Below are 14,732 nucleotides of genomic sequence, written 5' to 3'. Positions count from 1 at the left end.
ACACTTCGTCACTTTCCGCGCTTACCGCCTGTTTTTGCTGGTGTTTTATCGCCTGACGCACTGACACCTCAGTGTCGCCACGCCACGACAATAACCCCAATGGCAACGCCCAGGGCGTGCCCCGCTGCGACGGGACCGATCTTCGATGTCACTGCTGTGGATTCTTCTTGTCCCCGTGGCCGGTAGCCTGCTACCGCTGGCCGCTGCCCGCCACGGCCGTCGCGCCTTGACCCTGGCTGCCCTGCTGCCGCCCCTGCTGGCACTGCTACTGCTCGGCTCGCTGCTGCCCAGCCTGCTGGCCGGTGACCTGCTGCGCTGGCAAGTGGGCTGGATGCCTGCCCTGGGCCTCGACATGGCGCTGCGCCTGGACGGCCTGAGCCTGCTGTTCGCCCTGCTGATCCTCGGGCTGGGCAGCCTGATCATCACCTATGCCGGCTACTATCTCCGCCATGATGAGGCCGACGCACGCTTCTTCGCCTATCTGCTGCTGTTCATGGGCGCCATGCTCGGCATCGTGCTCTCCGACAACCTGCTGCTGCTGTGGCTGTTCTGGGAGCTGACCGGGCTCGCCTCCTTTCTGCTGATCGGTTTCTGGTCGCACCTCAGCGATGCCCGCCGCGGGGCACGCATGTCGCTGGTGGTAACCAGCGCCGGCGGCGTGGCGCTGCTGGCCGGACTCCTGCTGATCGGCCAGGAAGTGGGTAGTCTGGCACTCGCTGACGTGCTGGCTGCTGGCGATACGCTGCGCGCCTCGTCCCGCTACCCGCTGATCGTGGCACTGGTGCTGCTCGGCGCCTTCGCCAAGTCGGCGCAGTTCCCGCTGCACTTCTGGCTCCCCCACGCCATGGCCGCGCCGACCCCAGTGTCGGCCTTCCTGCACTCGGCCACCATGGTCAAGGCCGGCGTTTTCCTGCTGGCACGCCTGACCCCGGCACTCGGCGATACCTCGCTGTGGGCGCTATCGCTCTCACTGATCGGTCTCGCCACGCTGCTCTACGGCGCCTGGTTTGCACTGTTCGAGCGCGACCTCAAGGGCATCCTGGCCTTCTCGACCATCAGCCACCTGGGCCTGATCACCCTGCTGCTGGGGCTGGGCAGCCCGCTGGCGATCGCCGCCGCGCTGCTACATATCCTCAACCACGCGCTGTTCAAGGCGGCGCTGTTCATGAGCGCCGGGATCATCGACCACCAGGCCGGCACCCGCGACCTGCGCCGCCTCGGCGGCCTGGCGCGGGCCATGCCGCTGACCGCCACTCTGACCATCATGGCCGGCGCCGCCATGGCCGGGCTGCCCCCTTTCAACGGTTTCCTCTCCAAGGAGCTGCTGCTCGCCGCGACCCTCGACAGCCGCCTGTTCGGTGGCCTGGGCCTGGCGGTGACGCTGCTGGTAGGGCTGGCCGCGCTGCTCTCGGTGGGCTATTCACTGCGGCTGGTATACGGGGTGTTCTTCGGCCGCCCCAAGGGCGATGCGCCGCTGCCCCACGATCCATCCGGCGGCATGCTGGTACCAGGGCTGCTGCTGGCCGCCCTGTGCCTGCTGATCGGCCTGCTGCCGATGACCCTGGCCGCGCCGCTGGTCACGCTGGCAAGCCAGGCCGTACAGGGCAGCGCCACACCTGAGCTCACGCTGGCGCTGTGGCATGGCCCCAACCTGCCGCTCGCGATCAGCCTGGTCGCGGTATTCGGTGGGCTGCTTGCAGTGACCCGCCATCGGCAGTTGGCCAAGCTGGTGGCACTCTTCTCCCAACGCGATGCGCGGCGGCTGTTCGAGGCCGGGATCGTGCGCCTGACCAAGGCCAGCCTGTGGCTGACCCTCAAGCTCGAGAACGGCTCGCTGCAGCGCTACCTGGCACTGCTGCTGCTGACCGCCGTGACCATGGCCGGGTTCGGCCTGGCCCAGCTCGAGCGGCTCACCGGCGAGCGCGGCGTGCAGCCGCTGGACGGCATGCTGGTGCTGGGCGCGGCGCTGATGGTGTTCGGCGCCGTGGGTAGCGCCCTCAGCCACCGCTGGCGGCTGGTATCGCTGCTGATGCTCTCGGTAGTCGGGCTCTCGGTAGCACTGACCTTCGTGCGCTTTTCGGCCCCCGACCTGGCCATGACCCAGCTGTCGGTGGAGGTGGTGTCGATGATCCTGCTGATGCTGGCGCTGTTCTTTCTGCCCCAGCGCCCACCGCCCTGGGTCTCGACCCGACGCATCCTGCGCGACCTGCTGGTGGCCGGGCTATGCGGGCTGGTGGTGGCCAGCCTCAACTACGCGTTACTGACCCGCGAGACCCAGAGCATCGCCGACTTCTTTCTTCGTGAGAGCGTGCCCGGCGGCGGTGGCAGCAACGTGGTCAATGTGATCCTGGTCGACTTCCGTGGCTTCGACACCTTCGGCGAGATCACCGTGCTGACCCTGGCCGGCCTGGCCACCTACAAGCTGCTCAACCGCATGAAACTGTTCATGCCGTCCGGCAACGTCGAGGGCATTCGCTGGTCGCGTCATCGACATCCGCTGATTCTGGCGGTGATCGCCCAGATCCTGCTGCCGCTGGCGCTGCTGGTGGCAGCGTATATCTTCCTGCGCGGCCACAACCAGCCGGGCGGCAGCTTTATCGCCGGCCTGATCACCGCGGTGGCGCTGCTGCTGCAGTACCTGGCGCGGGGCTACGACTGGACCCGCCAGCGACTGCCGCTGAACTACTCGCTGGTGGCCATCTCCGGGCTGGCCCTGGCCACCGCCACCGGGCTCGGCAGCTGGCTGTTCGGCTACCCCTTCCTGACCTCGGCGTTCGGACACGTCACGCTGCCGCTGATCGGCGAGATCGAGCTCGCCTCGGTGCTGCTGTTCGACCTCGGCGTCTACCTGGCGGTGGTCGGCGCCACGCTGATGATTCTGGTCAACCTCGGCCGGGTGACCACCGTGCATCGCCCCAGTATCGAGGAGGAGAGCTGATGGAAGCGCTATTCGCCGGCGTGGTCGGCACCCTGACCGCCTGCGGGCTGTTTTTGATGCTGCGCGGCCGCACCTTTCCGGTGATCGTCGGGCTGACGCTGCTCTCCTACGCGGTCAACCTGTTCCTGTTCTCGATGGGCGGCCTCAACACCCACGCCGCACCGGTAATCGGGGCGTCGCTGTCACCCAGCGACCCGTTGCCCCAGGCGCTGGTGCTGACCGCCATCGTCATCGGCTTCGCCATGACCGCCTTCGTGGTTATCCTCGCCATTCGCGCGCGCAGTGAACTCGGCAACGACCACGTCGACGGCCGGCAGGGCGATGAGGAGCCACCGCGATGATCACCCAGCATCTACCGATACTGCCGATCCTGCTGCCGATGCTGGCGGCGCTGGTGCTGCTCGGCCTGGGTCTCGACGAGCAGCGCCAGCGCCTGGTCAGCCTCACCGCCACCCTGCTGCTGTGCGGGCTCGCCGCGCTACTGCTGTATCAGGCCGGCAGCGACGAGATCCGCCACTATGCGCTAGGCAACTGGCAGGCGCCCTACGGCATCACCCTGACCCTCGATCGCCTGGCGGCGCTGATGGTGCTGCTCACCGCCATCCTGGCGCTGGGCTGCGTGACCTTCGCCTGCGCCGGTGAAGACGCCCAGGGCAGCCATTTCCACGGCCTCTTTCAGCTGCAGCTGATGGGGCTCAACGGCGCCTTCCTGACCGGCGATCTGTTCAATCTGTTCGTGTTCTTCGAAATCCTGCTGCTGGCCTCCTATGCCCTGCTAATGCACGGTGGCGGCAAGGCGCGGGTGGCCGCCGGGCTGCACTACGTGGTGCTCAACCTGATCGGCTCGGCGCTGTTCCTGATCGCCCTTGGCGTGCTCTACGGCGCCACCGGCACCCTCAATATGGTCGACATGGGGCAGCGCCTGGCCGCGCTGGACGGTGACCAGGCAGCGCTGGCCACCACCGGCGCGCTGCTGCTGGTGGTGGTGTTCAGCCTCAAGGCCGCCGCGCTGCCGCTCTATTTCTGGCTGCCGAGCACCTACGCCGCGGCCCCCGCCCCGGTGGCTGCACTGTTCACCATCATGACCAAGGTCGGCGTCTATGCGCTGCTGCGCGTCGAGTCACTGGTGTTCGCCGGCACCGGCGCCAGCGTCCCTATCCAGACCTGGCTATGGAGCGCCGGCCTGGCGACCCTGGCGCTGGCGATGATCGGTGCCCTCGGTGCTCGCGACCTGCGCATGCTAGTGGCCTATCTGGTACTGATCTCGGTGGGTGCGCTGCTGGTCGGTCTGGGCATGGGGCAGCGTGCCGGAGACGCTGCGCTGCTCTACTATCTGCTGCACTCGACGCTGGTCACTGCGGCGCTCTTCCTGATCGCCGAACTGATCGACCGTCAGCGCGGCCAGGCCGGCACCCGTCTGGTATGCGGCCGGCGCCTCAATCAGCGACGCCTGCTCGGCGGCCTGTTTCTGGTCGCCGCCATCGGCGCGGTCGGCCTGCCACCGCTATCCGGCGCACTCGCCAAGCTATGGCTGTTGCAGGCCGCCGATACCGGCCAGCAGGCGTGGCTGTGGCCGCTACTGCTGCTGGCGACCCTGGCGGCGCTGATCGCCCTGTCGCGGGCCGGCTCGGTACTGTTCTGGGCCAGCCACAAGGGCAAACCCGGGAGCCAGCGAGTGCGCCCCGCGCAGCTCACCGGGGTGCTGTGGCTGCTCGCCACTCTGCCACTGCTGGTGATCTTCGCCGGCCCGGTCAGCCGCTACGCCGAGGCCACCGCCGACCAGCTGGCCAGGACCGAGAGCATGGCACCCGCGGCACTTGGCGCCACACCAGGAGCACGACCATGAAGCCGCTGGGCCGCCTGCTACCCACCCCTACCCTGTCGCTGGTGCTGCTGGTGATCTGGCTGCTGCTGGTGCGCAGCCTGGCCCCCGGCCAGTTGCTTCTGGGTTTGCTGCTGGCGGTTGGTATACCGCTATTAACACGACGCCTGTGGGAGCCGCTGCCCAGCGTGCACCGCCCCTGGACGCTATGCCGCTTCGTCGCCCGGGTACTGTGGGATATTCTCAAGGCCAACCTCGAGGTCAGCTACCTGATTCTCAAACCTGGGCGCGCCCCCCGGCCCGGCTTCGTCGAATACCCGCTGCTGGTGCGCGAGCCGCTGACCATTACGCTGCTGGCCAATACCATCACCCTGACCCCCGGCACCGTCTCGACCAACATACGCCTCGACCGCTCGTCACTGCTGATCCACGTACTCGACCTCGACGACGAAAAGGCGCTGGTCGACGCGATTCGCACCCGCTATGAACAGCCGCTGAAGGAGATCTTCGAATGCTAGATACCGCGCTGTGGATCAGCCTGGCGCTGATCGTCGCCGCCCTGGCCATGAACGTGGTGCGCCTGGCCCGCGGGCCGGACATTCCCGACCGGCTGCTGGCCCTCGACACCATGTACGTCAACTCCATCGCCCTGATCGTGCTGCTGGGGCTGTGGCTCAACACCAAGGTCTACTTCGAGGCGGCGATCCTGATTGCCATGCTCGGCTTCGTCAGCACCATGGCCATCTGCCGCTACCTGCTGCGCGGCGACATCATCGAATAGGGAGTCATCGCATGGCGTTCTACGTCTTTCTCGAATGGCTGATCGGTCTGCTGTTGATCGCCGGGGGGGTGTTTGCCTTCGTCGGCTCGCTGGGCATGCTGCAGTTCAAGGACTTCTTCATGCGCCTGCACGGGCCGACCAAGGGCACCACCCTGGGTATCGGCTGCATCCTGGTCGCCTCGATGATCTACTTCAGCGTGGTACAGCCGGGCATCCACGTGCAGGAGCTGCTGATCACCCTGTTTCTGTTTATCACCGCGCCGGTCACCGGCCATATGCTGGCCAAGACCGGCCTGCATATGCACCTGCGCTACACCCGCGATACCCGCGGCTCGCCGCCGGAGCTGCGCGACGAGGACGTCGGCCAGGGGCGTGTGGCGCGCCCGCCGCAACCCCACCGCCCGGCCAGCGAGGGGCAGCAGAAGCGCCGCTGGCGCCTGCGGCGTTAGGCGCCGCCTACACCCACCCTCCTAGTTCGTTTAGCGCCACCTGGGCCAGCGCCTCGATATGGTCGTCGCGATCGTTGAGGCAGGGCACATAGGTGAAGTGCTCGCCACCGGCGTGCAGGAAGCTGTCGCGGATCTCCTCGTTGATCTCCTCGAGAGTTTCGACGCAGTCGGAGGCGAAGGCCGGCGAGACCACTGCGATATGCTTGTGGCCCTGGCGCGCCAGCTCGGCGACATGATCGACGGTCTGTGGCCCCACCCACTCCTCGGGACCGAACTGCGACTGGAAGGCGGTCACGATCTGGGTATCGTCCCAGCCCAGCCGCTCCTTGAGCAGCCGCGTGGTCTTCTGGCACTGGCAGTGGTAGGGGTCGCCCTCCAACAGATAGCGCTTGGGCACGCCGTGGTAGGAGGCCACCAGGATATCCGGACGCGATGCGGCGGCGGCGTAGGTTTCGGTGACCGAGGCCGCCAGCGCATCGAGGTAGGCCGGATGCTCGAAGTAGGCCGGCACAGTGCGGATCGCCGGCTGCCACTTGAGCTTCATCAGGGTCCGGAAGGCCTGGTCGTTAGCCGTCGCCGAGGTCGGCGAGGCGTACTGCGGGTAGAGCGGGAAAAACAGGATCTTTTCGCAGCCCTGGGCCTGCAGCCGACGCAGCACGCTGTCGGTGGAGGGGTTGCCGTAACGCATACAGAAGTCCACCACCACCTTGTCGCCCAGCTCGGCCTCGAGCCGCGCGGCAAATTTGGCGGTCTGGTCGCGGGTGATGGTCAGCAGCGGACTCTCGTTCTTCTCCTCGTTCCAGATGCTGCGGTACGCCTTGCCGGAACTGAACGGACGCTTGGTCAGGATGATGCCCTGCAGCAGCGGCTGCCACTTCCAGGAGGCGTAGTCGACGACCCGCTTGTCGGAGAGAAACTCGCTGAGGTAACGGCGCATCGACCAGTAGTCGGTGGCGTCGGGGGTGCCCAGGTTGGCGAGCACCACCCCGATCTTGGCGCGGGTCACCGGCGGGTGGTCGGGTCCGGCATGGGCCAGCCGGCCCTGGCCCGGCTGGTCGAGTTCCACATCAGTTGCTGACATGCGTTGGCATCCTTGTTGGGTCACCGCGCTACCGCAGTAGCCCTGAGTTGGGTCGAAGTCGTGGTGCGATTCTAACATCCGGCTCACGGCCGAGAAGAATCGAGTTATACTATCAACATTATTTGTATAACTTCAGGTTAATTTATGTCCAAGCCGCTGCTTCTGGTGCTCGGCGACCAGCTTAGCCACGACCTCGCGCTGCTGTGCGACGCCCCCTCGAACGCCGTGGTGGCGCTTTGCGAGGTCGACAGCGAAGGCCGCTACGTCCCGCACCATCCACAGAAGATCGCCATGATCCTGGCCGCGATGCGCCACTTCGCCGATGAGTTGCGTCAGCGCGGTTTCACGGTGCACTACAGTCGACTCGACGATGACGATAACGCCCAGACCCTGATCGCCGAGGCGGAGCGCCTCGCCAAGCGCTATGGGTGCGACGCCATTCACGTGGTGCGCCCCGGCGAGTGGCGTCTATGGCAGTCGATGCAGGCGCGCCGGGATGCCGCCCTGCCCTGGCAGCTGCATGAAGATACCCGTTTCTTCACCACCCCGGACGACTTCGCCCACTGGGCCGAGGGCCGCAAGACACTGCGCATGGAGCACTTCTATCGCCAGCAGCGCCGCCGCAGCGGTCTGCTGATGGAAGGCGACCAGCCGGCCGGCGGCAAGTGGAACTTCGACCACGACAACCGTCAGCCGCTGGCCGCCGATGCCAAGCCACCCGAGCCGCCTCGCCACCGTCACGATGCCACGACCCGCGAGGTGCTGGCGCTGGTCGCCGACCACTTCGCCGACCACTTTGGTCATCTCGATGGCTTCAACTGGCCGGTGACCCGCCGCCAGGCGCTGGCCGACCTGCACCACTTTCTGACCCATGCGTTGCCCGACTTCGGCCGCTTTCAGGACGCCATCAGCGATGCCGAGCCGTGGCTGTTTCACTCGCGGCTGGCGCCGCCGCTCAATCTCGGCCTGCTGTCGCCGCAGGAGGTGTGTCAGCGGGCCGAGCAGGAGTACCTCGCGGGGCGTGCGCCGCTTAACGCCGTGGAGGGATTTATCCGCCAGATCCTCGGCTGGCGCGAGTATGTGCGGGGGCTCTACTGGACGCGCATGCCCACCTACAAGACGCACAATCACCTAGGCGCCCAGCGCGGGCTGCCGAGCAGCTACTGGAGCGGCGACACCGACCTCCGCTGCCTCAAGCGGGCCATCGAGATGACCCGCGACAACGCCTACGCCCACCATATCCAGCGGCTGATGGTGACCGGCAATTTCGCCCTGCTCTGCGGCGTCGCCCCCGAGGCGCTGTGCGACTGGTACCTGGCGGTCTACGCCGACGCCTGCGAGTGGGTCGAGCTACCCAATACCCTGGGCATGGTGCTGCACGCCGACGGCGGCCTGATGGGCTCCAAGCCCTACTGCGCCTCGGGCAAGTATATCGATCGCATGTCCGACCACTGCCGCCAGTGCCGCTACGACCCCAAGCAGATCACCGGCACCCACGCCTGCCCGCTCAACAGCCTCTACTGGCACTTTCTCGAGCAACATACCGAGCAGCTGGCCAGCAACCCTCGCATGGCGCTGATCTACGGCTCATTGCGACGCATGGACGACGCCAAGCGCAACGCCATCCGCCAGCAGGCCGAGGCCTTTCTGGCCCGTCTCGACGGCGAGGAGAGCTACGGCGGCGGCACTCAACGCCAGGCACACCGCAGCGGCTACCACCAGGAGACAGCTTGATGACACGACACCGCCCCCTCGCCGCCCGCTCACCGGTCACGCTGTTCCATGACGGACACTGCCCGCTGTGCCAGCGAGAAGTCGCGTGGCTGGCGCGGCATCCGCGTCGCGACCGGGTCACCCTGATCGATATCCAGGCCGACGACTTCGACGCCGGGGCCGTAGACGGCAGCTTCGAGGCGATGATGGGACGCCTGCACCTGCGCGATGCGACGAATCAGTGGTTCGTGGGCATGGATGCCAGCCGCGCGCTGTATGCCGTGCTCGGCTACCGCCGTCTGGTATGGATCAGCTGCCTGCCGGGGCTGGCAGGCATACTCGATGCGGGGTATCGCTGGTTCGCCCGTCGCCGGGTGCGGCTGGGGCGCTGGTGGATGGCGCGTCGCGCGGGGCGCTGAGTGGCTATACTGCGGGCTTAAAACACCAGCGGCATCCGCGACGACAGCGGGTCATGATAGTGCGCGTCTCGCCCGATCATTTCATCGTGGGCCACGTACTGCACCAGATAGGCACGGTGAATGCCGGCGCGCTTGAGCTCTAGGTAGATATCGTCGAGTGCGCGGAACATCACCGGCTTGCCGCGCCGACACAGCATGTGGCGCTGCCCCTCTACGTCCTCCAGCTCTACCTGATAGTAGCGGCTACCGGCGTGGCTGATGACACGAATCTCGAAATTGTTGTGGTCGGCCACGAAGGCCTTGAGATGATCGAACTCCATGGATGCTGCTCCCTGAAAAAGACGACGAAATAGGGGGAAATTGGGGTGAGCATGGGGCCACCCGGTGACAGCGTCGTGTCCCTACGACGACAGTTCTATGACCCTGTCCACATCGTCAAGTTCCTGGTGCGAGAGCGCTTACTGGTATTCGGAAGGATCGATGGCCTTGCCCAGCGAGTTGCGATCAACCCAGTTGCCGGCCTTGGTCTCCTTGTAGCGGAATACCACCCGGTCACCGACCGCCACCGGCACCTCGGAGTCCTCGGTCTGGTAGCTGTAGGTCACGCCGTCGACCACCAGCCGGTAGCGGTAGAGGTCGGGCATACCCAGCCACTCCTTGAAGGGGCCTTCGCGCTCGAGCTCCTGGAGCTCGCCGCGCCCTTCCAGCTTGGGAATACGCTTACGGTTACCGCGTCGAAATCCGCCTGCCATGAGGCCTCCTGTTGCGGGTTGCGTGGGGCTCGGCATTATACGGGCTGGGCGCCACGGCTCAAGGGCGCGAGGCCTTCGCCAGGCTATTCGCCGAAGTGCTGGCCATAGCTGTCCGGCGCCAGATCCTCGAAGCGCGTGTACTTGCCGATAAATGCCATATGCACGGTGCCAATCGGTCCGTTACGCTGCTTGCCGATGATCAACTCGGCGAGCCCCTGGTTGTCGGGGTTATCCGGATTATAGACCTCGTCACGATAGACAAAAGCGATCACGTCGGCGTCCTGCTCGATGGCCCCTGACTCGCGCAGATCCGACATCACCGGACGCTTGTTGGGGCGCTGCTCCAGCGAGCGGTTGAGCTGCGACAGTGACACCACCGGGCAGTTGAACTCCTTGGCCAAGCCCTTGAGGGAGCGCGAGATCTCGGAGATCTCACCGGTGCGGTTCTCGGAGAAGCCGGGGATCTGCATCAGCTGCAGATAGTCGATCATGATCAGCCCGACATTGCCGTGCTCGCGGACGATGCGCCGCACCCGCGAGCGCATCTCGTTGGGCGACAACGCCGCGGTGTCGTCGATAAACAGCTGCTTGTCCTTGAGCAGGTTGACCGCCGAGGTCAGCCGCGGCCAATCCTCGTCCTCGAGCTGGCCGGTGCGCACCCGGGTCTGGTCGATACGCCCCAGCGACGACAGCATCCGCAGCATCAGCGACTCGGCGGGCATCTCCATGGAGAACACCACCACCGGCTTGTCGCTGGAGATCACCGCGTGCTCGACCAGATTCATCGCGAAGGTGGTGTTGTGGACGCAGATATCCTCGGCGACAAAGTTGTGCGTGCCCTCTACGGTCAGGTCGTATACCTGCTGCAGCCCCAGCGGGGTGATCTCGACGATCTCATCCCAGTAGAGATCCGAGTGCGCCAGGTTCGCCAAGTAGCCATCGTCAAGCACCTCAGCCAGCTCAGCTGCTCGAGCACGCGACAGGCAGCGCGCACTCTTCCCGGAGAGATGCAGATTGCCCCCCGCCGGCAGTTGCCTACCCGCCGCCTCGAACAGCTGTTTCCAGGTTCGGCTGCCCTTGGCAGCCTTCACGTAGTGATTCACTGAGGCGGGCAAACTGTCGCGATTGCTGTGAAGGCGCTTGTCCCTCAAGCAGCTGGCGACATCGTTCAAGCGCTGCTCTTTGCTAAAGATCCCGATCTCAGCAATAAAGACCTCGAGACTTGCACGATCCAGCACCTCCAGTTCCCAGGGAGGATAGACAAGGTTCGCGTAAGCGTTGGCCTTCTCGCGGATCTTGGCGAGGATGCCGAAGCGCAGCAGCAGGTGCTGAAGATCACGGATCAACTCACGACTCGAGGACGCATAGCTGATCCTGGCCTGGCCATTGGCCTGCACGAAAGCACTGCCGTCGCAGGCAAACAGACGATTGAGAAACAGCGCCAACCGCGGCCTCTCCAGTTGGAAGACATCGCTCGGGATCCGCTTGTGCTGGGCTTGCTGCCCCCACACTCCATGCGTCTCCAGAAAGCGGCGCAGCGGGTTGGTGCTATTCTTTGCCACATCGGCGTAGTCGGCCACGTCAAGCTCCTGCGGCGGCACACCCAACTCATCGCAGAGACGCCCGAACGTCGCCTCAGCTGGCATCGCCCGGGCGTTGCACCAGGCACTGACTGACGCCTTGCTGACGCCGAGGCTGCCCGCCAAGGCTTCACCCGTCATCTGCACCCGCGCCAGCGACCGCCGCAGCGCCTTGGCGAACGCCTGACGCGCTTGCGCAAGTGCCAGGCGTTCCCTGCTAACGCGCAGCGTCGGGGTACGCCAGCCGCCCTCCACCAAGCGGCACGCTAGCCCAGGAAAGGCCCGAACGGCGGCGCTAAAGTCCTCGCGCAGCCGTGGGTCGCTGTTGGCGAATTTCGCGCAGCTCTGGGTGGTGCCACCATCGGCCAGCATGTAGGCCAGCACCTTGACCTGATGCTCGGGCATCCGTAACTGGCCGAATACGGGAAGACGCCGTGGCACGGCAACACGCTCCCCCACACCTAGGCGCTCCAACGGCTGCCAGCCCTCTCCCGTTAGGAAGGGGTGTGTCAGGGTCGTGCAGATCTCGCGCCCAAGCGCGGTACGCACCCGAAAGACCGGCTTATGACCATCATCAACGAAAGCGCTAGCGCTAGAGGGGGAGAGGCGAAAGCCGTCATTTAGCGTCAGCAGGTCCGCCTGCTGGCGAGCGACCAGTTCATCAATGGTCACCAGGGCACCGCTGCTCGGATCCACCAAGCGTGATCCGGCCATAATGCATTTACCCATCGAAGGGCGACCGGCAATGATCACCAGGTCCGAGGGCTGCAGGCCCGAGGTCATGTCGTCGAGATCGCGAAAGCCGGTCGACAGGCCGCTCATCTCGCCCTGCATGTTGAACAGCTCGTCGATGCGATCCACCGCCTTGGCCAGCAGCTCGCTCATGCCGATCGGCCCCCCGCTCTTGGGGCGCTCCTCGCTGATCTGAAACACCAGCCGCTCGGCCTCGTTGACCAGCTCGTCGGCGGGCCGCCCCTGGGGGGAGAAGGCGCTCTCGGCGACCTGGCTGGCGGCCTGAATCAGCTTCCTCAGGGTCGCCCGCTCGCGCACGATATCGGCATAGGCGCGAATATTGCTCGCCGAGGGCGTACTGCGCGCCAGCTCGGCAAGATAGGCCAGCCCCCCGACGGTATCCAGCTGGTCGCGATTCTCGAGCGCCTCCGAGAGGGTCACCACATCCAGCGGGTGGCCCCCCTCGGCCAGCCCCTGCATGGCATTGAACACCAGCCGATGCTCATAGCGGTAGAAGTCGCCGCCCACCAGCCGCTCCGAGACGGTGTCCCAGGCCTGGTTGTCGAGCATCAGCCCGCCCAGCACCGACTGTTCGGCTTCCAGCGAGTGGGGCGGCACCTTGAGCGCGGCGGTTTCCTTGTCGGTCTCTACGATGTCGTTCATGACGCTTCACGGCCTGGGGGGAAATCGGGGCGGCTTGCGCGTGAGGTGTCACGCCAAACCAAGGCGCATTCTACCCCAACCCATGCAGACACGCCGAGTCGCTCGCGAAAATCCCCACACATCTAGCGCGTGCCGAAATCGACACGACCAGACACGAGCAAGCCCCCGTAGCAAGGCTACGGGGGCTTGGGATACGCGGGCTCCATGCCAGGCGGCGATGAACCACTGCCGCCAGAGGCGAGTCGCGCTTACTCGGCGACCACGACCACGCGCACGGTGGTAGCGACTTCGGCGTGCAGCTGCAGCGCGACGTCGTACTCACCGGTGGCACGGATCGGACCTTCCGCCATACGGACTTCGCTCTTGGCGATGTCGATGCCGGCCGATGCGATCGCTTCGGCCAGATCACGCGGACCGATCGAGCCGAACAGCTTGCCTTCGTCGCCGGCCTTGGAGACCAGCGACAGTTCGATTTCGCTAAGCTGAGCGGCACGCGCCTCGGCCTCGGCCTTGCGATCCGCGGCCTGAGCTTCGAGCTCGGCACGCTGCGCTTCGAAAGCGGCGACATTGTCCTTGGTGGCCGGCACGGCGAGGCCGTAGGGCACCAGGTAGTTGCGACCATAACCAGGCTTGACGGTGATCTTGTCACCCAGGCCACCCAGCTTGCCAATCTTGTCGAGCAGAATGACTTCCATCTCGTTAACCTCTTGTCAGTCGCTTCGGGCCAGGCGCCCACGGAAGTCCGCGAGCGTATCGATGAAGGCCAGAAGCAGCACAATCAGAATCATGGGCCAGGTGGTTATCAGCAATACATAGAAGGCCACCAACCACAGCCCGTTCATCCCTTTTAGACCAATAAAGCCGTGTACCAGCGCGACACCGGCCACCAGCAGCGGCACCCAACTGAGCATCGCCAGCGCCGGAATCCCCAGCAGCATGCCGATTACCCCCAGTACCACCAGCACCGCCAGCTCCTTGGGCGCCATACGCAACCCGTGGAACTCCTCGCGGAAGCCGCCGGGATTGTAGAGCCCGGCCTGCCAGCTGCGCGCCAGTGCCAGACAGGCCACTGCGGCCACCAGCACGATCAAGCCGGTCACCCCGCCGATCAGCAGCACCGCCAGACGCTCGGTATCGAGCCCCTGGCTGGCGAACTCGGTGAGCATGCGATCGACTTCCGCCGAGTTCTGCCGCACCTGTTCGAGCAGTGGGCCGGCCCCACCGGGCGGCACGAACAGTCCAAGCTGGACCATTCCCGCACCGGCCAAGGCACCGACGATCAGCGCCTCGCTCCAGCGCATCCGGGCGCGCAGCACGCTCGCCATCAGCGTCACCAGCAGTACCGTCGCCAGCGGAATGGCATCCCCCTGAGTCCACCACCAGCCGGCGGGCAGCGCAGCGGCGAGGATGACCGGCATCGCCGGAGCCAGGCCCCGGCGCAGCGTCATCAGGGCGGCGATAGCCGCGCCGAACCAGAACAGCCAGGGTACGACGGAGGCGAGCGCTGCGGCGCCCACCGCGTAGGGGGTGCCGCGCATCAGCCAGCGTGCGACAGGCAGCATCACGCCCGCGGCTTACTGGTGGCTATCGGTGTACGGCAGCAGCGCCAGGTAGCGTGCCCGCTTGATCGCGGTGGACAGCTGACGCTGGTAACGGGCCTTGGTACCAGTGATACGGCTCGGAACGATCTTGCCTGTTTCGGTGACGTAGGCCTTGAGCGTATCGATATCTTTGTAATCGATCTGCTTCACGCCTTCAGCAGTGAAACGGCAGAACTTACGGCGACGGAAAAAGCGTGCCAT

15 protein-coding genes are annotated in these 14,732 nt (G+C 65.7%); 8 read left to right on the top strand and 7 right to left on the bottom strand.

Annotated features, from left to right (window positions below; all coding sequences use genetic code 11):
• The first annotated feature begins 145 nt into the window (after positions 1-145).
• Genes IEI94_RS03040 through IEI94_RS03015 form a run of 6 tightly spaced genes read left to right on the top strand, consistent with a single transcriptional unit; the run spans position 146 to position 5,990 of the window.
• Positions 146-2,938 carry a monovalent cation/H+ antiporter subunit A gene (locus IEI94_RS03040; protein WP_191165431.1) on the top strand — a complete coding sequence of 931 codons (2,793 nt, stop codon included), beginning with the start codon at positions 146-148 and terminating at the stop codon, positions 2,936-2,938.
• The gene (locus IEI94_RS03035; RefSeq protein ID WP_191165429.1) at positions 2,938-3,279 is read left to right on the top strand and encodes a Na+/H+ antiporter subunit C; all 342 of its coding nucleotides are present in this window, start codon (positions 2,938-2,940) and stop codon (positions 3,277-3,279) included. Before IEI94_RS03040 ends, IEI94_RS03035 begins: the two co-directional genes overlap by 1 nt.
• A complete protein-coding gene (locus IEI94_RS03030) occupies positions 3,279-4,784 on the top strand; it encodes a monovalent cation/H+ antiporter subunit D (protein WP_191165672.1) in 1,506 nt (501 codons plus the stop codon). The genes IEI94_RS03035 and IEI94_RS03030 overlap by 1 nt, the downstream gene beginning before the upstream one ends.
• Positions 4,781-5,278, top strand: coding sequence for a Na+/H+ antiporter subunit E (locus IEI94_RS03025; protein WP_191165427.1), 498 nt, complete (start codon positions 4,781-4,783; stop codon positions 5,276-5,278). Before IEI94_RS03030 ends, IEI94_RS03025 begins: the two co-directional genes overlap by 4 nt.
• The gene (locus tag IEI94_RS03020) at positions 5,272-5,541 is read left to right on the top strand and encodes a K+/H+ antiporter subunit F (protein ID WP_191165425.1); all 270 of its coding nucleotides are present in this window, start codon (positions 5,272-5,274) and stop codon (positions 5,539-5,541) included. Before IEI94_RS03025 ends, IEI94_RS03020 begins: the two co-directional genes overlap by 7 nt.
• An 11-nt stretch (positions 5,542-5,552) precedes the next feature.
• Entirely contained in the window at positions 5,553-5,990 is a 438-nt protein-coding gene (locus tag IEI94_RS03015) for a Na+/H+ antiporter subunit G (RefSeq protein WP_191165423.1), read from the top strand.
• Positions 5,991-5,997: 7 nt separating this feature from the next.
• On the opposite strand, the gene hemH is transcribed toward IEI94_RS03015, so the two are convergent.
• Positions 5,998-7,071 (bottom strand): ferrochelatase, encoded by a 1,074-nt coding sequence (hemH, locus tag IEI94_RS03010; protein WP_191165421.1) that lies wholly within the window; start codon positions 7,069-7,071, stop codon positions 5,998-6,000.
• Positions 7,072-7,215: 144 nt separating this feature from the next.
• Between hemH and IEI94_RS03005 the strand changes: the two genes are divergently transcribed.
• Together IEI94_RS03005 and IEI94_RS03000 are read left to right on the top strand one after the other, a co-directional pair.
• Positions 7,216-8,805, top strand: coding sequence for a cryptochrome/photolyase family protein (locus tag IEI94_RS03005; protein ID WP_191165419.1), 1,590 nt, complete (start codon positions 7,216-7,218; stop codon positions 8,803-8,805).
• Positions 8,805-9,203 (top strand): thiol-disulfide oxidoreductase DCC family protein, encoded by a 399-nt coding sequence (locus IEI94_RS03000; RefSeq protein WP_191165417.1) that lies wholly within the window; start codon positions 8,805-8,807, stop codon positions 9,201-9,203. The genes IEI94_RS03005 and IEI94_RS03000 overlap by 1 nt, the downstream gene beginning before the upstream one ends.
• Before the next feature lie 17 nt (positions 9,204-9,220).
• Here IEI94_RS03000 and IEI94_RS02995 read toward each other — a convergent pair whose 3' ends face one another.
• From IEI94_RS02995 to rpsR, 6 genes are all read right to left on the bottom strand, one after another.
• The gene (locus tag IEI94_RS02995) at positions 9,221-9,523 is read right to left on the bottom strand and encodes a DUF6482 family protein (protein ID WP_191165415.1); all 303 of its coding nucleotides are present in this window, start codon (positions 9,521-9,523) and stop codon (positions 9,221-9,223) included.
• A gap of 138 nt (positions 9,524-9,661) precedes the next feature.
• Positions 9,662-9,955 carry a hypothetical protein gene (locus IEI94_RS02990; protein ID WP_191165413.1) on the bottom strand — a complete coding sequence of 98 codons (294 nt, stop codon included), beginning with the start codon at positions 9,953-9,955 and terminating at the stop codon, positions 9,662-9,664.
• A gap of 83 nt (positions 9,956-10,038) precedes the next feature.
• Positions 10,039-12,930: a replicative DNA helicase gene (dnaB, locus tag IEI94_RS02985; RefSeq protein WP_191165411.1), complete on the bottom strand. Its 2,892-nt coding sequence runs from the start codon at positions 12,928-12,930 to the stop codon at positions 10,039-10,041.
• A gap of 248 nt (positions 12,931-13,178) precedes the next feature.
• On the bottom strand, positions 13,179-13,625 hold the full coding sequence (gene rplI / locus IEI94_RS02980; protein ID WP_191165409.1) for a 50S ribosomal protein L9: 447 nt from the start codon (positions 13,623-13,625) through the stop codon (positions 13,179-13,181).
• A gap of 15 nt (positions 13,626-13,640) precedes the next feature.
• Complete coding sequence (locus IEI94_RS02975) at positions 13,641-14,492, bottom strand: hypothetical protein (protein WP_191165407.1); 852 nt, start codon at positions 14,490-14,492, stop codon at positions 13,641-13,643.
• Between the two features lie 12 nt (positions 14,493-14,504).
• A complete protein-coding gene (rpsR, locus tag IEI94_RS02970) occupies positions 14,505-14,732 on the bottom strand; it encodes a 30S ribosomal protein S18 (RefSeq protein WP_076746520.1) in 228 nt (75 codons plus the stop codon).

This window comes from Halomonas sp. ML-15, from assembly GCF_014779595.1.
GTDB lineage: Bacteria > Pseudomonadota > Gammaproteobacteria > Pseudomonadales > Halomonadaceae > Franzmannia.
Note: the sequence above shows the minus strand (reverse complement) of the source record. Positions and strands in the feature narration are given on the sequence as shown.